A 20,406-nucleotide genomic window follows, 5' to 3' on the forward strand; every position below is an offset into this window, starting at 1 on the left:
TGCAGAGGAATTACATAATGATAGCTATGGACACAAGTACTTAGTATAAATACAAACCCGAACTCGGTAAATGTGGTATAACCTTACATTCCCATTAATAAAAGCTCGATTTCTTTATAATTAAGGTCAAATATTTTTCCAAGCACTTCACTTGTCAATGTTCCTTTATACATATAGACTCCACTTCTGAATCCGTGATCTCTTTTTATCAACTCTTTGTCACCTCCTTTTTCTCCCATTTTAATTAAAACAGGTGCAAAAATATTTGAGATTGCAAAAGATGCCGTTCTTGAAACACGAGAAGCAATATTAGGAACACAATAATGAGTTACACCATATTTATCGAAAGTAGGCGATTCGTGATTGGTTAATTCTGAAGTTTCAAAACAACCCCCTTGATCAATGCTAACATCTATAATTATAGCACCCGTTTTCATGTTACTCACCATTTCTTCGGAAACGATACACGGTGTTTTTCCAAATGGAGAACGTACAGCACCAATTACAACATCCGCTCTCATTAAAGCTTTACTCAAAACTTTTGGTTGAATAATCGAAGTGTAAATTCTATGTCCGATAGCTGTTTGTAATCTTCTTAATTTACCCAAAGAATTATCAAAAACCTTCACAGAACATCCCAATCCCAATGCAGAACGTGCGGCAAATTCACCAACAGTTCCAGCACCTAGAATTACAACTTCTGTTGGCTGAACTCCTGCAATACCGCCCAACATTACTCCTTTACCATTCTTAAAAGCATTGAGCAATTCGGCTGCGATATGAATAGATGTATTTCCAGCAATTTCTCCCATTGCACTCACAACAGGAAAATGACCTTCATCGTCACGCATATAATCCCAAGCAATTGCAGTGATCTTCTTTTGCATCATTTTCTGCAAAATCTGTTTTGGCTGTAAACTGATTTGAAGTGCAGAAATTAAAGTTTGACCCATTCCCATCATATCTACTTCTTCCTCAATTGGAGGAGAAACTTTAAACACAATATCACATTGGAACACTTCTTTTCTGTCGTAAACGATTTCAGCTCCTGCTTCAGAGTAAGCACGATCCGAGAAATTGGCGTTTTCACCTGCTTTGGTCTCGATTTTAATATCATGTCCATTGGCAACCAATAGCGATACAGCCTCTGGAACAAGTGCTACACGGCGTTCTTGAAATGAATATTCTCTTGGAATCCCAATTTTGAGACTGCCTTTTTTACGGGCAATTTCCAACATTTCCTCTTGTGGAAGTAACCTTCCCTCTTTCATTAAGCTTTTTAAAATCTCTGGATCTGTCTTCATATATCTACTTCAATCTCCCGACCTTCATGATCATTCTTAGTAATATTTACCCATACGCAATCTTCAGGTAAAAGGTTCTCAATATTTTCCGCCCACTCCATTAAGACTATGTTGTCACCATAAATATATTCCTCAATTCCAATATCATAGGCTTCGTCTTCACTTTCAATTCTATATAAATCAAAATGATAAACCTTTCCATAGAATGGACTTTCATATTCATTAACATAACCATAGGTTGGGGAACTTACTTGATCCACAATTCCCATTGCTTTAGCAAGATAAGAAATAAAAGTGGTTTTCCCGACACCCATTTCTCCTTTAAAAGCAAAGCATTTGTATTCCTGCATTAAATCAAGAAATTCTGTGCTAACACTAATTAAATCTTCTTCTGTTCTGGCGTAAAACTTCATATAAAGAGGAGTTTCATAAAAAAAAGAATACGAAGATACTAAATTAGCGGCTTCGTATTCAAATTGTAAAACCTATTTTTTTCCTCTCATCTCAACAAAAGGAATTAAAATCTCTTCTAATGAGATTCCACCATGCTGAAAAGTATCATTATAGAACTTAGAATAATGATTGTAATTATTAGGGTAAACAAAGAAATCATTGTTTCTACTGAACACATAATTATCTGAAATATTGTCCTTTGGTAAATAGGCTTCATCAGGATTTTTAACTTCGAAAACCTCTTTTTCCTTGTAATTTAAGTTCTTTCCAATTTTATAACGCAAATTGGTATTCGTCTCCCTTGGTCCAACAATTTTAATTGCATTATTTACTTTTATTGTCCCATGGTCTGTTGTCAAAATCACCTTTGCTCCTGTTTTAGCAATCTCTTTCATGATATCTTGCAATGGAGAATGATCAAACCAGCTTGAAGTCAATGAACGGTATGCAGCTTCATCATCAGCCAATTCTCGAATTACCTTCATATCTGTTCGGGCATGAGAGAGCATGTCTACAAAATTGTAAACAATCACATTTAAGTCATTATTCTTTAATTGATTGAAGTTTTCATAGAGTTTCTTTCCTGCTTCTAAATTGGTGATTTTTCTATATCCAACTTTTACATCACTTCCAAGACGTTTCAATTGCTTGTTCAACAATTCTTCCTCGTGGTTGTTTTTACCACCTTCTTCGTCCTCACCTACCCAAAGGTCTGGATATTTCTTTTTTATTTCGCTAGGCATTAATCCCGCAAAAAATGCATTTCTCGCATACTGAGTCGCTGTCGGTAAAATCGAATAAACAATATCTTCTTTATCAAAAGAAAAATATTTACTCAACGCCGGACGTAAAACTTGATATTGATCGTAGCGTAAATTATCAACGACCAATAAATAAACAGGTTCTTTTAAATGTGGCGCAACTCTATCCTTAAATAGTGTGTGCAACATTTGTGGTGCTTGTTCCACTCCATTCAACCAATCTAAATAATTTTCTTCAATAAATTTAGAGAATGAAGAATTGGCTTCCTTCAATTGCATATCGAATATTTCTTGCATTCCCTGGTCTTCCATTTTTGAGAATTCTAAATCCCAATTGACCAGTTTCTTATACATTGCACTCCATTCCTCTGCATTCAAGCGATCGCCTAAATCCATCCCAATCTGTCTAAATTCTCTTTGATAGTTGGTATTTATCTTTTCAGAAACCAACTTAGATTGATCAAGATTCTTCTTCAAACTCAAAAGAATTTGATTCGGATTTACTGGTTTAATTAAATAATCAGCGATTTTTCCGCCAATTGCTTCTTCCATGATGCTCTCCTCCTCACTTTTGGTGATCATCACCACGGGAACCATTGGACGCAGTTCTTTAATTCTCGCCAAAGCATCCAATCCAGAAATTCCAGGCATATTTTCATCTAAAAAGACGATATCATAAGCTGTTTCCTCACATTTTTCAATTGCTTCGCCTCCACTATGAACGGCCTCCACCTCGTATCCTTTCTGAGTTAAGAATATAATATGTGGTTTTAATAAATCGATTTCGTCATCTGCCCAAAGAATTTTCACCTGCATTGTCTGATTATTTTTAAATTTGTATGATTTATAAAAGTAAAGATTTGCGTCCAAACCTCAACATAATTAACAAGAAGAAAATTATTAACGACCCGGTGTATGGTTTTATTTCCCTACCGAAGGATATAATTTTCGATTTAATAGAACATCCGTTTTACCAAAGATTGAGAAGAATCAAGCAATTGGGAATGTCTCATTTGGTATATCCTGGAGCTTTGCATACGCGATTTCATCATGCCCTTGGTGCTACTCATTTGATGACCAAAGCAATTCATGCTTTACGTTATAAAGGAATTGAAGTTACCGAAGAGGAAGAAACAGCTGTTTTAATTGCGATTTTGTTACATGATATTGGACATGGTCCATTTAGTCATACGCTAGAAAGAGATATTGTGAAGAATGTAAGCCATGAAGAAATTTCTTTATTGTTTATGAAACGCTTATCAACAGAATTTAAAGGCAAGTTAGACTTAGCCATTGAGATTTTTGAAGATAAATATCCAAAATCATTCTTACATCAATTGGTTTCTAGCCAATTAGACATGGACAGAATGGATTATTTGAACAGAGACAGTTTTTACACTGGAGTTTCTGAAGGAGTAATCGGAAGTGATAGAATAATTGCCATGCTTGATGTTGTAGACAATCAATTGGTTGTTGAACAAAAAGGAGTTTATTCTATTGAGAAATTTTTGGTTGCTCGCAGGCTAATGTATTGGCAAGTTTACATGCATAAAACGGTGGTTTCATCAGAAGTGATGTTAACTTATATACTGCGCAGAGCGAAAACTTTAGTTCAATCAGGTAAAGATCTATTTGCAAGTCCAGCCTTTAGGTTGTTTTTAGAAAGAGATATTGGATTAGCTGATTTTGAGAAAGATAAAGGTTTGTTGGACCAATTTGCTTTGATAGATGATTTCGATATAATGGGAGCTGTTAAAGTTTGGCAATTCAATGAAGATAAAGTACTTTCATTGTTGGCGGAACAATTAATTAATAGAAAGTTATTTAAAATTGAAATCTCAACTGAAGCTTTTTCAAAAGAACGCATTCAATATGAAGTAGATCTAGTCATAAATAATTTTGGTTTAAATCAAGAAGATGCAAACTATTTTGTACATACCGACGTTTTAAGAAACAATGCATATAATGAACAAAAGGAAAACATTAATTTATTGATGAAAGATGGAAGTGTAAAAGATATAAGTTTGGCGGCTGATAATTTGAATATTCATGCTTTGTCGGAACCTGTTGAAAAATATTTTTTATGTTATCCCTCGCATAAGATGAATTAAAGTATGGAAATAGGTGTTTAAATCACCTATTAAAGTTGAATTGTGGAAAAATAAAGCGAATCAAAGGGTTTTGAACAAACTCTTTTTATATTTTTGAAGAATGGAATTTTCAGCAGAACAAATTGCGGGCATCTTGGAGGGTGAAGTTCATGGTAATGGACAAGTTATGGTATCTGGCCTCTCTAAAATTGAAGAAGGTCAACCCAATACTCTTACCTTTTTATCAAATATGAAGTACGAACCTCATATTTATAACACAAATGCTTCTATTGCAATTGTTGCCAAAACTTTCAATCCAACGAAAGAACTACCTTCTACCCTTACCTTGGTAAAAGTTGAAGATCCATATAGTTGTTTTGCGAAATTACTGGAGGTCTACGACCAAATGAACCAAAAAGCTCCTCAAATTGAAAGAAATGCATTTATTTCTGAATCTGCGAAAGTGGGGAACGAAGTTTATATTGGTGCAAATGCTTACATTGGTGAGAATGCTGTTATTGGTGATAACGTACGGATTTATCCCAATTCTTATATTGGAGACAATGTGAAAGTTGGAGACAATACTACAATTCATCCAAATGTTTCTATTTATCATGACTGTGTGATTGGAAAATCATGCTTAATTCATGCAGGAGCAGTAATTGGATCAGATGGATTTGGATTTGCGCCTAACGAAAAAGGTGAATTTCAAAAAGTTCCTCAAATTGGAAATGTTATATTAGAAGATCATGTAGACGTTGGAGCAAACGCTACTATAGATAGAGCTACATTGGGTTCAACTATATTACGCAGAGGTGTGAAAATTGATAATTTAGTTCAAATTGCACATAACGTTGAAATTGGAATTAATTCTGCAATGGCTGCACAAGCTGGAGTTGCTGGATCTACAAAGATTGGTAAAGGTGTTCTTATAGGAGGACAAGTTGGAATTAGTGGACATATCAAAATTTCTGATGGAACACAGATTGTAGCACAGTCAGGAATTCCAGGAAGTGTGAAAAAGCCAAATACTGTATTAATGGGCTCTCCTGCCATTCCAATGGATGACTTTAAAAAATCATTTGTTGGTTTTAGAAGATTACCTTTAATATTGAAACGTTTACAAGAAATAGAAGAAAAACTTAAATAAAATTACCCGAATCGGATATTATTAAGATATGATTGAGAATCAAAGAACATTAAAAAGTGCTGTAAAGCTTGTCGGTGTAGGATTACACACTGGTGAAAAAGTGACAATAGAATTATGTCCAGCTCCAGACAATTACGGATACAAATTCCAACGTATCGACATCGAAGGCGAACCTACTATTGATGCAGATGCAGATTTAGTTGTTTCAACTGAAAGAGGTACAACATTAGAACAAAATGGTGCTAAAGTTTATACAACTGAGCATGTTTTGGCAGCTTTGTATGGAATGCAAGTCGATAATGCACTGATAAAAATTTCTGGTCCAGAGATTCCAATTATGGACGGAAGTTCTTACCCTTTCGTTCAAGCGATCGAATCTGTAGGTTACGAAGAACAAAAAGCAATTAGAGAATACCTTATATTGGATGAAGTTATTCCATGGGAAGACACCGAAAAAGGAATTGAATTTTTAGCTGTTCCAGACAGTGAATATAGATTAACTGTAATGGTTGATTATAATTCACCAGTTTTAGGAACACAGCACGCTACGATATATAAGATTGGTGAATTTAAGGAGCAAATTTCTACTTGTAAGACATTTGTATTCTTGCGTGAACTAGAGTTTTTAGCAAAAAATGGATTGATTAAAGGTGGAGACATCGATAATGCAATCATTTTAGTTGAGCGTGATGACGTAAAGCAAGAGGAATTAGATCATTTAGCAAAAATATTAGGCAAAGAGGCTTTAAAAATTAAGCCTCAAGGAATTGGTACTTTGAACAACTACCAAATGAAATTCCAAAATGAGCCAGCACGTCATAAATTGCTTGATATCGTTGGAGATTTAGCTTTGGTAGGTAAGCCAATTAAAGCGCATATTTTAGCTGCACGTCCAGGTCACTCCGGAAATACGCGTTTCGCTAAAGTATTGAAAGATCAAATCAAGAAACAGAAAAATGCTCCACGTAAATTTGATTTAACGAAGGAACCATTATATAACATCAACGATATTGAGAAAATGCTTCCACATCGTTATCCATTCTTATTGGTGGATAAAGTGATGGAAATTACTGAAGACACAATTGTTGGAGTAAAGAATATCACGATGAATGAGCCACAATTCACAGGACATTTTCCAGGAAACCCTATTTTCCCGGGTGTTTTGCAAGTTGAAGCAATGGCACAATGTGGTGGAATTTTCGCTTTAAGTAAAGTAGATGAACCACACCTCTACTCGACTTATTTCATGAAAATTGATAATGTTAAGTTTAAACAAAAGGTAATTCCTGGTGATACAATAGTTTTTGAATTGAAATTATTATCTCCTATGAGACGTGGTCTAGTAAATATGGGTGGAAAAGGTTATATTAACGGAATATTAGCTGTAGAAGCTGAAATGTTAGCACAAGTAATTAAAGATAAAGTAGAAAATGATCAGTAATCTAGCGTCTGTTTCCTCTGAAGCTAAGATAGGAACCGATGTAACCGTTGAAGCCTTTACATCTATTTATGAAGATGTTACTATTGGCGATGGCTGTCACATTGGTCCAAATGTTACCATATATCCTGGAACAAGAATTGGAAACAATTGTAAAATTTATCCTGGCGCTGTGATTGGTGCTGTTCCACAAGATTTAAAGTTTGGGGGAGAATACACAACTGTAGAAATTGGAAACAATACTACGATACGTGAATGTGTAACAATTCACAGAGGTACCACAGATAAAATGAAAACTTCTGTTGGTGATAATTGTTTACTAATGGGATATGTGCACGTAGCGCATGATTGTACTTTAGGAAACAATGTGATTTTAGCGAATTATGTTGGTTTATCTGGCCATGTTACCATAGATGATTATGCAATTATTGAAGGCAAGGCTGCAGCACAGCAATTTGTTCATATCGGAGCACATTCATTTATAGCCGGAGCTAGTTTAATTCGTAAAAACGTTCCTCCTTTCGTTCGTGCAGCACGTGAACCATTGAGTTATGCAGGAATTAACGCTGTTGGTTTACGCAGAAGAGACTTCTCAGACAACGACATTAAAGTTATTGAAGATATTTACAGAATTCTTTTTATTCAAAATAATAATATTTCCAACGGTTTACAATGTTTGGAAACTGAAATGCCAGATCATAGATTAAAAACTTTGGTGATTGATTTCGTGAAAAGCAGTGAAAAAGGAATTATTCGAGGATTGATGTAATTATTCTTCTTCTAAGACAATACATAACAATAAATTAAGTGTCTGAACTTGATAAGTAATTTTAAATTCAGATACCAAATAATCATATTAAACTTCATATTCAATTGGTAAAACGCGGTGAAACAATAGAACTAACTATTGAAAATTTAGCTTTTGGTGGTCAAGGAATTGCTCGTATTCACGATGATAACGGTGCATTTATACTCTTCGTTCAGAATTCTTTTCCAGGTCAAAAAGTATTAGCAAGAGTAACCAAAAAAAGAAAAAAACACGCTGAATGTAGTTTATTGAAGGTTTTGGAAAGATCTCCTCAAGAAATTATCTCAGAATATCAAGAAATTAGTGGTGCACCTTACATTCATGTTCCTCCAACTATTCAAGAAGAACAAAAAGAAAAGGTGACTTTAGAAGTTTACCGCAGACTAGCGAATCTTCAGAACATTGATGAAATATTTGATGAATTTATACCTTCACCAGATCATTATCATTACAGAAATAAAATGGAATATTCATTTTCAAGTATTGAACATGACATCCATACAGATGAAGAAATAGATGATGCATTTGCACTAGGGTTTAAGCACCGCGGAACATGGTGGAAAGTAGAAAGCTTAAACAAAGCTTCTGGTTTATTTGATGAGCAATGGGAAAACTTCTTAAAAGAATTTAGAGAATTCTTATTTAAAACAGGTTTACCAGCATGGCATCCACCAAGAAAAGATGGATTCTTTAGACATATCGTAGTCCGTAAATCTTTCCATGAAGATAAATTATTGATTAATCTTGTTACTTCATCTGAAGGAATTGAAAACTTTGATCTTCATTCTGTTGCTGAATTCTTGAAAGAGAAAATGGGCGACAGAATTGCAGGCTTCCAACATACAATTAACAATAATGTAGCAGACAGAGCCAAAATTGAAAATGGCGATTGTGTTTTAGCTTTCGGTAAAGATCATGTCATCGAAGAACTCAATGGATTATTCTTCGAAATAAGCATGGAAAGTTTTTTCCAAACCAACCCAAAAAGTGCTGAACGTTTATACAATAAAGCATTGGATTATGTTTTTGAAGGAAATCGCTCATTAAAAGGGAAAGTCGTGATGGACTTATTCTGCGGAACTGGAACAATTGGTCAGCTATTGACGCAGCGCACTGAGGACACAAAAATCATTGGAGTTGATATTGTTGCAGAAGCGATTTCTGATGCCAAAAGAAATGCGAAAAGAAATAACATCAGTGGAGTTGAATTTTATGCAGCGGATGTGGGTAAATTCTTAAAAGCTTATCCAGATTACGAAGGAAAAATTGACACAATTGTACTAGATCCTCCTAGAGCTGGAATAGCGCCAAAAACATTGCTTAAAGTGATTCAATTGGGAGCTGAAAGAATAGTTTACATTTCATGTAATCCTTCAACTCAAGCAAGAGACATCAAAACACTTGAAGAATATGGATACAAGACAAAGAAAATTAGTTTAGTTGATCAATTTCCACATACTAGCCATATTGAGGCTATTGGATTATTTGAAAGATAAAATATTTTATATATCGATTTATAAAAGCTGCTCCTTAAAGAGTGGCTTTTTTTATTTATGCTTTTTCCAATCCATAATTAAACGTTCAAATAAGGCTTTATTTTGATCAATATAGGATTTGCCATCAGCTACAAGTTTTTCAATGTTTTCAGGTGTTGCATTGTCCATTTGTGGCATTGCTGTCAAAATATCTGGCTGAAATCTGTAGTAGATTAAATTATCATTTGACTTAGCCGTTTCAATCAATAAATGATCCACTGCATCTACATCCTTTTCTATATCGTCATACATTTCTCCTGTTAGCTGACCTGTTCCGAAGCTTAGCAATAAGTATGCTTCATCAGGATAATAAGTCTTTGAATGATTAAATGCAATTTCAGAAGGATTCTTTGCAGCCATAATTCCATCTATCAATTCGAGTTCATTGATTTTTACAGGAGAAAAATATCCAGGAACTGCGCTACAAGCAGCCAAAGCGGTACTTAGTGCAACGGTTGATAACTCACTCCTATTCCTTCCAAATACAAAGGGAAGCTTTGTGGTCTTGTCATAACTTACAAAGGCATAATGGGATTCTAAATCCGAGAGTAAAATGTCTTTAAAGCGTCTTTTGAGAACAAGTCTAAGTCCTTCCGATTTTTCATTTGACGGACTAGATAAATTAAATAATTGTGGACCTCTCAATGTATAAAGAGCCAACAAATCATCAATTGAATAAAGGTTCTTATTATCTTCTTTTACAATTAATCCAGCTGAAATAATTGCACCAGTTGAGGTTCCAGCAATTAAATCAATATTACTGCTAAGGCTGTCTCCAAGATCGTTTTGTTTGATCAATGTTTCAATATGATTAAGAATTAAAAGCGGTAAAACACCCCTTATTCCTCCACCATCAATTGAAACAATAACTTTTAGCTTTCTTTTATTGATTTGCATTTTATTAAGATAAATAAAAGTAAACTAAAAACCTATAGAAATTTTTGAGATACTCAATCTACCTTACCCTAAGTCTTCTACCAATTTTTAAAGTAGTTGAAGGTTTGATATTATTTAATCGACATAACTTACTAACAGTAGTTCTGTTACGACTAGCAATATGCCCTAAAGTATCACCACTTCTAACACGGTAATAAGCTTCAGAAACCTTTGCAGAAGAAGCTGCCATTGTATGTCCTGTTGAAGCAGTTAAGTTATTTGGTGAATGACTTGGAGAAGCACCTGGTCTAAACAAGCCGTTGTGCACGAACAAATTCTCATCTCTAATTTTCTTATTCTTAAAATCAATAAACTCTTCAGGATTCATTGGAGCATCATAGAAACGTGTTTCAAAATGCAGGTGTGAACCGTAAGAATTCCCAGTATTTCCACCTAAACCTATTAAATCACCAGCTTTAACAAATTGATTTGGAACAACAGTTAATTCAGATAAATGCGCATAGAAAGTTTCTAATCCGTTGTAGTGACGAATAATTACTAAGTTTCCGAAACCTGATTTATTAAATTTAGAATATCTAACTTTTCCATCAAATGCAGCAACTACAGAATCTCCAGTGTTTAAATCAATATCAATTCCATTGTGGTAGCGACCTCTTCTATAACCGTATCTTGAAGTTACTTTACCATTGAAAGGCATTACAAAATCAGAGTATATTGAATCCGTTATACACAGCCATAGTGTATCCTTCATTAATGATAAATCGTTTGATTTGTTAGAAGAATAGCATAATTCACTGTCCCATGGCCACTGATAATTCAATAACGAGTCATTTGAGAAGTAATCGTGAACAAGTTCATTCAATACACCATCAAAGGCTAAATCATCAAGGTATTCCCATGTGTGATTATCATACATTAAGATTTTCCCGTTAGGAGAATCAATCGTGTCTTTTACTGACTGAGCAGATAAAGGGTTAACTATTGCTAAAAGAACAGTTACTAAAAAAAGAATCTTCATTAATGTGTAAATATTTCTCAATCTTAAAATTAGATTGAAATTAATGAAACAAATTTAGAACTAAATGTAATCGGAAAATTTAATTTATGTTAAAAGTTGTAAACAGAAGATTTATGAAAACTCATTTGCAAACTCTTCAATGGCATATTGCAGTTTCATTTGCGCTCCATCTTGCGAACCAAAGAAAGAATATAGGACCTCTTGTTTATCATTCATTAAAACCCAATGAGGTGTTCCTTCACACTGAAAAAAGTCATACAACTCATGGTTTGACTCTCTGTAGATTGGGATCGGACTTTCTTGATCAGTAAAAACAGATAACACCTCACCTCCTGAGAAAGATGTTTTTCTAAAATTGGAGTGAATGACAGTTAAAGCCAAAAAAGAATGTTGTTGATGTAATTTATAAGCCAATGGTATCGCTCTTCCTGTGCAACCCAAACAATTTGTATTGTAAAAAAGAATCAAATTCAATTTATTCTTCTGAATTAAAGAAGTTAGAGAATGTGTCTCTTCTTTGAGATCTATTAATTCTATATCTGGAAATATCATTGTCCTATTTTTCCTGCGAAGTTAGTCTTTTAACTCATCTTAAAAGGTGAGTTTTGTTACCTAATAATTATAAAAAAGAATGAACAACTATTTAACTTGCACCGTAATCTTTGAAGATGCTTCTGCAGAAAGATTCAATTCTTTTCCGTTCAAAAGAACTTCTGTTGAATGATCAAATTCAAAACGGTCTTTAACTTTTACAGTAATACCCAATTGAATACCATGTTTGTCAAGATATTTTAGAAAAGATGCCGAATTATCTGCTACACCGATTACAATTGCAGGAACATCTACTTCCAAGTCAATTAATTTATAGGTTTCTTCTCTTAGTACAAATGCACCGTTTTGATCAGGAATAGGATCTCCATGCGGATCAAATTTCGGGAAATCTAAAAACTCATCTAATCGATTGGTTAATTTAACAGATTGAATATGCTCTAATTGCTCTGCGATTTCATGTACTTCTTCCCATCCAAAGTTTAATTTCTCAACTAAAAATGTTTCCCAAAGTCTGTGTTTTCTAATCGTTTTCAAAGCTGCTCCTTCACCTGTTTCAGTTAATTCGCAACCTTTGTATTTTTCATAGATAATCAACGATTTTTCAGACAGTCGTTTTACCATATCTGTAACAGAACTCGCTTTCGTATCCATTCTACTAGCCAAATCATTTGTTCCAACAGGTTTGTCTAAAACTTTTTGTAAGTAATAAATAGCTTTAATGTAGTTTTCCTCACTTTGTGTTAAGTAATCCATTTGGCATAATTAAATGATGTACAAATATAAATACTTATTTAGTTTTATCTAAAAAATGTCAATTTCAATCTTAATGAAATTACAAACTAATTTTAAGAAAATGCTTAGTGTCCGCAAGAAAACCAATGATTTTTAAGACTTTGATAAGAAAAATTCAAAGATAATCTCTACCAAACATTAATTATCAGGAGTTTATCTTTATAAATGCTGCTCTTCATTGTGCAGCGTTGCGGAGAGCTTATCGAAGTATGCTTGCAGAAGGGACTGCAAATTAAAACACCTGCGCAGAGCTTGCGTTGCATTGAGCATACTAAGATATAACTTAATTATTTTGCTCTTATTTTCATTCTTTTCAAAACGTTTTTCCATTTGCCTGCATTGCCTTCGACAGGCTAGTCAACGGATTACTCTTCGGTGACTGTGCTTGTCGAAATGTCGAAGTGAGCATAATGCAGTATTTGGAGTTTTCTTGGAAAGACTTCTTAAAACAAAAACGACCGTTATTGCTAACGGTCGTTTTTCTGTTGGTTCTATAAGCTAAATTATTTTAAGATTGTCACAGTACCGTTAAATTCATATTTATTATCATTCTCGAAGTCATGCGCTTTAATTATCCATACGTAAGCACCTTCTTTCACAATTCTACCATCACCATAAGTTCCGGCCCATTCTCCATCTGGATCTAATGATTCGAATACTTTTTCACCCCATCTATTAAATATTTCTAGTTGGAAGTTTTGAATATCGATTCCTTGAATTTGAACTTTCCAAGTATCATTCAAACCATCACCATCAGGTGTAAAAGTATTTGGAGAAAAAATCAATACCTCGTTTTCAATTCTTACTAATTTCTGCAATGTATCTGTACAACCGTATCCATTTTCAACGACAAGTATTAAAGGATAGTTTTGTATCTCGTTTGAGTATTTAAAAGTCGGATTCTGAATTGAAGAATAATCTGGTTTTGCTCCTTCAGCAAACCATTTAGTACTCAAAACATCACTACCAGATTGGCTGTAAGCCGTTACTTTAGGTTCAAAGATAGAAGCTGGGTTTGGATTAACATAAAAACTTGCTTCTGGATAAGGGAACCCTTCAATAAGATTAGGGAATGACTTTTTATAACTACACCCTCTATTTGTAACAACTTCCATATCAATTCCAAAAATTCCTTCTCCAAATTCATGAACTACAGGATTTTCTCCTGGAACTGTATCTTTTTCTCCATCCGAGTAAGTCCAGATTGTATAACTTACTATTTCAGTAGTATTTGTTGTATTATCAAAAGTTACTTCAATTGGGAAACACTCACCCGTTTTATCTGGAACTAAACTAGGATTTACTTCATCCGGATATTTAACAGTAACACAAGCGTCTGCCATTGGTGAACTACATTGCTCACTTAAAACTAGACAATACTCCGTCAATGGTCCACTAGGAGTTACATAAATCTCACTTCCATTACCTACACCTTGATTGTTTTTAGACCAATTATAAATATATGGACTACTTCCACCTGCACCTTGAGCATAAAGTCGAACTGAATCGCCTATACATATTACTGTATCCTGTGACATTTGAGCTATTGATAACGCTGTTGGTTGACCTATGCTAATATCTTCTGTTACAACACAAGCTTTAGCATCTAAAACAGTAACTGTAGTTACTCCAAAGGATAAATCATCAGATAATTCAGTGTTTGAATTAGAACCTGTCCAAGAGTAAAAATAAGGTGCAGTTCCATCTGTAATTAATATTTCAGCTATTCCATCATTTCCGCTATTACAAGTGACATCTACTTGATTTACCACTTGAAGAATCATTTCTGGAATTTCAGATACAATTACAACAACTGTTTCTGAACAACCAATACTTGATGTAACCAAACATTCATAAGTTCCAGCAGCTAATCCAGTTGCTGTACTTGTTGTTTGATTGTTTGGATCATTCCAAGAATAAGTTACGTTTCCTAATACTGGTAACATTTCTGCCGTTGCAGTTCCATCAGCTCCACCAGGACAAGAAACAGGCGTTACACTTGATGGGAAAGTTGCTGGTGTATCACCAACTGCTACGTTTGTAGAAGATGAACATCCATTACCATCAGTCATTTGCACGGTATAAGTACCTGCTGATACATTATTTACAGTTGCTGTTGTTGCGTTTCCAAGACCTGGCCACAAAAAAGTGTAAGGAGCAATACCTGATGTTGGAGTCGCTGTTACACTTCCAATACCCGCAGAACACATATCGTCAACTTTTGAGGCAGAAACGCTAGAAGTTAAGCCTGTAACAAATGTTGTATCAGAAACAGCACCTACTTGTGAAGTACAGTTACTTCCTGTTACTGTTAAGAAATAACCGACTGTACCTGTTGCTGCACTTGGTATATTTAAAGTACCATTATTGTAAGGGAAGTTTTGACCATTAGTGTTTTGCCATCCAAAAGTTGCGCTACCAGAAAGTACAGTTTTAGAAGGAATCACAGTATTCACATAAGCGGCTGTATTGGTAGGACTTGTTGGTTGAAAAAGCTGTCCATCATTTAATGCTAACCATTGCGTATTATTCCTACCAGGAGTAATAGTAGCAGCCGTACCAGTATTGTTTTGAACACCTTGAATGGCTAAACCTCCATTCCAACCAGTATTTAAAGTTTTATTTGAAATGTGATATTCAATATTGTTACTTCCTTCAAACAGAATAAGAGCCATATAGTTACAATCTTGAGCTGAGAACATAGGAATATTCGCATAAACAACATAAAATTCTCTATTTGGCGCTGTCCCAATTGTTTTATAAAAAACAGAACCCCCAGACGCTGGATTTATATCTGAATAACACAGCATCGCCGAATTTTTAGTGTTATTGTTGTTGCCATTTGGTAATTGTCCAGTTCCACCAAGACTCCAACCATTTGAACCATTTGCACTTGAAGTATTAAAAGTAACTACCCCGTTTGATCCTATCAAACATTGCGTATAAGTAGTTCCGTAAAAGCTAAATGAAAAACCGATGTTTACCACACTAGACCATGAATCATCAGAGAGTGAAACAGTGGTTGGATTTTGCAATACAATTGCTGTACCTCCAATTACAGATCCTCCACAATTACTAATTTGAACGCTTGTTCCTGCACATACAGAAATATCATTACCCAAACAGACTGTTTGCTGCGACATAGCACTTGCTGAAGCAAACAAAACAGATATGGCTATAAATAAATTCTTGAACATAGTTTCTAACATTTTACGGGTTTATTATTGTTAAAACGTTTTGTCAACGCTTATGGTTGTCTAAAATAGAAAAGATTAATAAATTATTTTGTAATAAAGGAAAGAATACTGTCTGAGTATATTTCTAACCCCATAAATTGAGGCACATCGGTATGTCCAGCGCCTTGCATTTCGTTTTTCATTTTCCAATTTCCTTTGTGATTATTATACACCAATCTTCCGTGTGTTTCAATGGCTAAAAAATCATCATTTACACCATGAAGCCAATATAAAGGAACAGTACATTTCTTTATTTGTTCAGCATTATCAATTTTAGAATTTACAAAATACGAAGAAGGCATACCGATAATTGAAGCATCTTGAACCATAACTTCACTACTCGCAAATGGAGCCTCTAAAATAATTTTACTGGGATTCATAACAAAAGGTTTATCACCAACAGACTTACTTGCAGGAGCGCTACCCAAAGAATAGCCGTAAATGATTAATCTATCATCTGTCAATTCTTTTTCTTGTAACCACTTCATAGCTCCATTTGTTGCAGCATATACATTTTGTTCTGAAGGTATTCCTTGTGACAAACCAAAGCCAGGATAATCAAACATTAAAACTCCAAACCTTCCTTGCTCCCCTATATGACTTAACAGTTTTTGTCTAGGCCAATAATGATCCATGTGGTCTTTATTTCCATGACAATATAGAATAACTGTATCCGTTTTAATTTTATCAATATTACCCACGAAAATTGCAGATACTTTTAATTTCGATCCTTCATCCATTATTTCATATTCAAATAAATGAATATCGCTATTTGGAACAAGGTAATCTATTGGAAGGTTTAATGCTAATTCACCGCCATAGCTGTCTAATTTATATTCTGTTATGGAATTATCATTATTAAAAAGAAAACTGTCCAGTCTTTTTTTACATCCTATTGACAGAAATAGAATTCCAATGATACCTAATGGTAGTAATTTTCTCATTTGACTAAAATTTTCTGATTAAACCTAAATAAACTCCTGTTGCTCCATTCTTTCCAGTTAAACTAAAATAATCAACAACTAGGTTTTCATTTGAAGTAAATGGTGCGATCAATTTAAGCTCTGTTTTTAAAGTCCATCTACTCCAATTTAAATCATGTCCAAAATTAAGCATGGGTATTACTAAAGTCTGTTGTCTTTCACCATGGGCTTTTGTTCGGTCTAATTCATACCAAGTCCCCACTCCGAAATACAACAGATTAGATACTTTACGGCCACTGGTCAACAAGTCTTCTTGATTTATTTGTTTATGGTTATATTTAAAATAATAATGCGCATCTAATTGTGGCCAAAATTTAAAGTTATTCTCAAAGACATCAATGGCGGTATTAAAACCAAGCATTGTTGAAATACCATGTTTATTTCTTTTACTCTTCCAAATACCATAAGTTGCCCCTGCTCCTATTTGAGCAACACCAAAAATAGCAGCTGTTGTATACCAACTTCCGTGAATAGTTAATTTATTGGTGATTCCTCGACCATACGTAATTGATGAAAATGGAATCGGTGTAGTCGCAACATCAGGAACACTAATTACAGGACCACCTACATCCAATGCAATAGCATTTTGATATTTCCTGAGCGGTTCAACAAATCTTGCTGGACCACAAGAATTCAAACCTATTAAAACTCCTATTATAAGGAAGAAATTAAAAATTGATTTCATAATTCAAAAATAGCTAATTTTATCAATATTAGGAAGGTGACAAATAATTACAATAAATTCTCTGAAATAGAATGAGAATTTTAAGTATTATGTAATTTAATGCACAATTTGCATTTATGATTTTTTCATTGAGATTGCCGCTTATTTTTGGTATTTTGTCAGATTAAATAGATTCTAAGCCCTAATTTTGAAGGAAATTGATAAAAAACCCTTAACATGAATTAACGGTTTTGAATTAAATATTGAACCAGAAATAGAAATTAATTATATTCATATAAAGAAAACCTTAATACAAAAACTATGTTGAAAATCGATATGCATACCCACATCATCCCTAAAACACTTCCAGATTGGACAAAGAAATTTGGTTATGGTGATTTTATATTTTTAGAAGGAAGAGATGATGGAAAAGCAGACATGATTCAAGGTGGTAAATATTTCAGAACCATTAAAGAAAACTGCTGGGAAGAAGATGTACGTATTAATGAGTATAAAGAATTTAATACTTCGGTTCAAGTGGTATGCACCATTCCTGTGTTATTTTCTTATTGGGCCAAACCAAAAGATGGATTGGAAGTGAGTGAATTTTTAAATGATCACATCATAGATTTAGTTGATCGTTATCCAAAACACTATATTGGATTAGGAACAATTCCTATGCAAGACACAGAGTTAGCGATTCAAGAATTGGAGCGCATTGCTAAGCTAGGAATGAAAGGAATTCAAATTGGATCAAACATCAATGGATTAAATTTAAGTGAAGAAAGATTTTTTCCAATATTTGAAGCTTGTGAAAGATTAGGAATGGCAGTTATGATTCATCCGTGGGATATGATGGGCTTTGATGATATGCAAAAATATTGGCTCCCTTGGTTAGTTGGAATGCCTGCAGAAACTTCTCGTGCAGCTTGTTCATTAATTTTTAGTGGAACTTTAGAACGTTTACCTGAATTACGTGTATGTTTTTCACATGCTGGAGGTTCTTTCCTTTCAACAATAGGTAGAGTTGAGCATGGATTTAACTGCAGACCTGATTTGGTGGCTATTGATAATCCAATTAATCCAAGAGAATATATCGGGAAGTTTTGGATTGATTGCATTACTCACGACATTGACATGTTGAAGTATTTATTAAAAATGCAAGGAAGCAAGAAAATATGTTTGGGGTCAGACTATCCTTTTCCTCTGGGTGATCTTGAAATTGGTAAATTTATTGAAGACAGTGATTTATCAAATCAAGTGAAAGAAGATATTTTTGCAAATTCTACGGTAGAATGGTTGAAATTAGATAAGAATAACTACATTTAATTGAATATTAAAAAGTATAAATAAGAAGAATGAAAAAAATAACAGTATTATTATTGTCTTTTACCCTATTATCTCTTGGGTCATGTGGCAATTCTAAAGAAAGAGAAAACAAAAGTAACGATAAAGTGACATCAGAAGTTTCACATCAAGACATTAGCGGAGTTGATTTCCATGCAGAATCGAAAGATGATTCTTGGAAATTATCAATCACCTTTGATGGTAAAATCGTTTTTACAGACACAGAAAACGACATTCAATTTATGGCTGAGGAGAATGAGCTAATTGTGGCTCAAGGAGCTGATGTTGTAAATGTTATGGCACAAAATGCAACACATGTAATTCGTGTAAACATTGACATTGCTGATTGCATGCGAGATGGAAAGCAAGTGAATATCATGATAAGAAAAATCAAGGTGAAAGATGGTTTAGACTATACAGGATGCGGGTATTACCGTGGAACTCCACAATTACATGATATTTGGGCGCTACATCAAATCAATGGAAAAGAAATCTCAGCGGATCAATTTCCTAAAGAACTTCCTCATTTCGAGTTTAATTTAGTTACAAAACAGATGAGTGGCTTTGCAGGTTGTAACCAAGTAAACGGTGCTTTAAAGTTTGAATACAACAAAATGATTATTGAACCATTATCATCTACAAAGATGTATTGTGGAGAAGCATCAAATCATGAAAACGAAATTTTAAATATTTTAAGAAGTCAACCTATATATAGTCTCAATAACTTACATTTAACCCTTGAATCAACAGTAGGAAGTATCACATTAAAAAAAGTTGACTAATGAAATCAGAAGATAATGACAAAGTACCAACAAAACATGAAGAAACAAGCGCTTCTTCAACTGTTGGAGTGAAAGAAGAAAAGAAAAAACCGTTTTGGAAAAAGCATTTCTTAAAGCTGTTTTTGGTATTGCTACTCATCGTGAGTATTGTTTGGGGATATGCTGAAAAAAGATCAACAATATCCACTTATGAAAAGCAAATTACAGAGATCAATACTGCTCATGAAAATGAAATAGAAGTATTAGAAGGTGAACATTTGAAACAATTAGTGAGTACACTTGCATTAGCTGTTCGTAGCGAAATGATTGCTGAGAATATGAATCAAGTGAATCAATATTTCGTTCAGTCTTTGAAAACTGTTAATGTTCAAAGAATACTTTTAGTTAATCAAAATACTGGAAAAGCAATATTGAGTACGAACAAGAAGGACGAAGGTGCAATCTTTGATAAAAAGGAATTGGTTAACACTAAAAACCCAGTCACAAAAGTTTATGATAATTCAACTTATGCTGCTACACCAATTATGGGATTAAATACGCAATTGGGTGTGTTGATCATGCAGGTGAATTAGAAAGTTAATATAATGATTAGAAGC

General features: G+C 34.0%; 18 protein-coding genes. 8 read left to right on the plus strand and 10 right to left on the minus strand.

Annotated elements, in window-relative coordinates:
- Positions 1–83: 83 nt before the first annotated feature.
- The 3 genes from ERX46_RS04820 to porX all read right to left on the minus strand — a co-directional run bounded on the left by ERX46_RS04820 (position 84) and on the right by porX (position 3,334).
- Complete coding sequence (locus ERX46_RS04820) at positions 84–1,304, minus strand: alanine dehydrogenase (RefSeq protein ID WP_130092709.1); 1,221 nt, start codon at positions 1,302–1,304, stop codon at positions 84–86.
- Positions 1,301–1,717, minus strand: a complete 417-nt coding sequence (tsaE, locus tag ERX46_RS04825; protein WP_130092710.1) for a tRNA (adenosine(37)-N6)-threonylcarbamoyltransferase complex ATPase subunit type 1 TsaE — start codon at positions 1,715–1,717, stop codon at positions 1,301–1,303. Before tsaE ends, ERX46_RS04820 begins: the two co-directional genes overlap by 4 nt.
- Positions 1,718–1,789: 72 nt before the next feature.
- Positions 1,790–3,334, minus strand: coding sequence for a T9SS response regulator signal transducer PorX (gene porX / locus ERX46_RS04830; protein WP_130092711.1), 1,545 nt, complete (start codon positions 3,332–3,334; stop codon positions 1,790–1,792).
- A gap of 23 nt (positions 3,335–3,357) precedes the next feature.
- On the opposite strand from porX, the gene ERX46_RS04835 reads away from it, so the two are divergent.
- From ERX46_RS04835 to rlmD, 5 genes are all read left to right on the plus strand, one after another.
- Positions 3,358–4,629, plus strand: a complete 1,272-nt coding sequence (locus tag ERX46_RS04835) for an HD domain-containing protein (RefSeq protein WP_130092712.1) — start codon at positions 3,358–3,360, stop codon at positions 4,627–4,629.
- A gap of 100 nt (positions 4,630–4,729) precedes the next feature.
- A complete protein-coding gene (gene lpxD, locus ERX46_RS04840) occupies positions 4,730–5,758 on the plus strand; it encodes a UDP-3-O-(3-hydroxymyristoyl)glucosamine N-acyltransferase (protein WP_130092713.1) in 1,029 nt (342 codons plus the stop codon).
- Between the two features lie 28 nt (positions 5,759–5,786).
- Positions 5,787–7,199 (plus strand): bifunctional UDP-3-O-[3-hydroxymyristoyl] N-acetylglucosamine deacetylase/3-hydroxyacyl-ACP dehydratase, encoded by a 1,413-nt coding sequence (locus ERX46_RS04845; protein ID WP_130092714.1) that lies wholly within the window; start codon positions 5,787–5,789, stop codon positions 7,197–7,199.
- On the plus strand, positions 7,189–7,965 hold the full coding sequence (lpxA, locus tag ERX46_RS04850; protein ID WP_130092715.1) for an acyl-ACP--UDP-N-acetylglucosamine O-acyltransferase: 777 nt from the start codon (positions 7,189–7,191) through the stop codon (positions 7,963–7,965). Before ERX46_RS04845 ends, lpxA begins: the two co-directional genes overlap by 11 nt.
- 104 nt (positions 7,966–8,069) lie before the next feature.
- Positions 8,070–9,500 (plus strand): 23S rRNA (uracil(1939)-C(5))-methyltransferase RlmD, encoded by a 1,431-nt coding sequence (gene rlmD / locus ERX46_RS04855; protein ID WP_130092716.1) that lies wholly within the window; start codon positions 8,070–8,072, stop codon positions 9,498–9,500.
- Positions 9,501–9,551: 51 nt separating this feature from the next.
- Here the strand turns inward: rlmD and ERX46_RS04860 are convergent, their stop codons facing one another.
- From ERX46_RS04860 to ERX46_RS04890, 7 genes are all read right to left on the minus strand, one after another.
- Complete coding sequence (locus ERX46_RS04860; protein ID WP_130092717.1) at positions 9,552–10,436, minus strand: patatin-like phospholipase family protein; 885 nt, start codon at positions 10,434–10,436, stop codon at positions 9,552–9,554.
- A gap of 58 nt (positions 10,437–10,494) precedes the next feature.
- Positions 10,495–11,454, minus strand: a complete 960-nt coding sequence (locus ERX46_RS04865) for a peptidoglycan DD-metalloendopeptidase family protein (RefSeq protein WP_130092718.1) — start codon at positions 11,452–11,454, stop codon at positions 10,495–10,497.
- Positions 11,455–11,565: 111 nt separating this feature from the next.
- Positions 11,566–12,006 (minus strand): peroxiredoxin family protein, encoded by a 441-nt coding sequence (locus ERX46_RS04870; RefSeq protein WP_130092719.1) that lies wholly within the window; start codon positions 12,004–12,006, stop codon positions 11,566–11,568.
- Between the two features lie 87 nt (positions 12,007–12,093).
- The gene (locus ERX46_RS04875; RefSeq protein WP_130092720.1) at positions 12,094–12,759 is read right to left on the minus strand and encodes a metal-dependent transcriptional regulator; all 666 of its coding nucleotides are present in this window, start codon (positions 12,757–12,759) and stop codon (positions 12,094–12,096) included.
- Between the two features lie 542 nt (positions 12,760–13,301).
- On the minus strand, positions 13,302–15,995 hold the full coding sequence (locus ERX46_RS04880) for a T9SS type B sorting domain-containing protein (protein WP_165366154.1): 2,694 nt from the start codon (positions 15,993–15,995) through the stop codon (positions 13,302–13,304).
- A gap of 83 nt (positions 15,996–16,078) precedes the next feature.
- Positions 16,079–16,978: an alpha/beta hydrolase gene (locus ERX46_RS04885; protein ID WP_130092722.1), complete on the minus strand. Its 900-nt coding sequence runs from the start codon at positions 16,976–16,978 to the stop codon at positions 16,079–16,081.
- Positions 16,979–16,982: 4 nt separating this feature from the next.
- The gene (locus tag ERX46_RS04890; RefSeq protein WP_130092723.1) at positions 16,983–17,702 is read right to left on the minus strand and encodes a hypothetical protein; all 720 of its coding nucleotides are present in this window, start codon (positions 17,700–17,702) and stop codon (positions 16,983–16,985) included.
- Between the two features lie 300 nt (positions 17,703–18,002).
- Here ERX46_RS04890 and ERX46_RS04895 point away from each other — a divergent pair, with 300 nt between their 5' ends.
- From ERX46_RS04895 to ERX46_RS04905, 3 genes are read left to right on the plus strand one after another with little or no spacing between them, the layout of a single operon-like run.
- On the plus strand, positions 18,003–19,010 hold the full coding sequence (locus ERX46_RS04895; RefSeq protein WP_207214123.1) for an amidohydrolase family protein: 1,008 nt from the start codon (positions 18,003–18,005) through the stop codon (positions 19,008–19,010).
- Positions 19,011–19,039: 29 nt separating this feature from the next.
- A complete protein-coding gene (locus ERX46_RS04900) occupies positions 19,040–19,810 on the plus strand; it encodes an META domain-containing protein (protein WP_130092724.1) in 771 nt (256 codons plus the stop codon).
- The gene (locus ERX46_RS04905; RefSeq protein WP_130092725.1) at positions 19,810–20,382 is read left to right on the plus strand and encodes a hypothetical protein; all 573 of its coding nucleotides are present in this window, start codon (positions 19,810–19,812) and stop codon (positions 20,380–20,382) included. Before ERX46_RS04900 ends, ERX46_RS04905 begins: the two co-directional genes overlap by 1 nt.
- Positions 20,383–20,406: the final 24 nt, after the last annotated feature.

The organism is Brumimicrobium glaciale, assembly GCF_004152935.1.
Lineage (GTDB): Bacteria > Bacteroidota > Bacteroidia > Flavobacteriales_D > Crocinitomicaceae > Brumimicrobium > Brumimicrobium glaciale.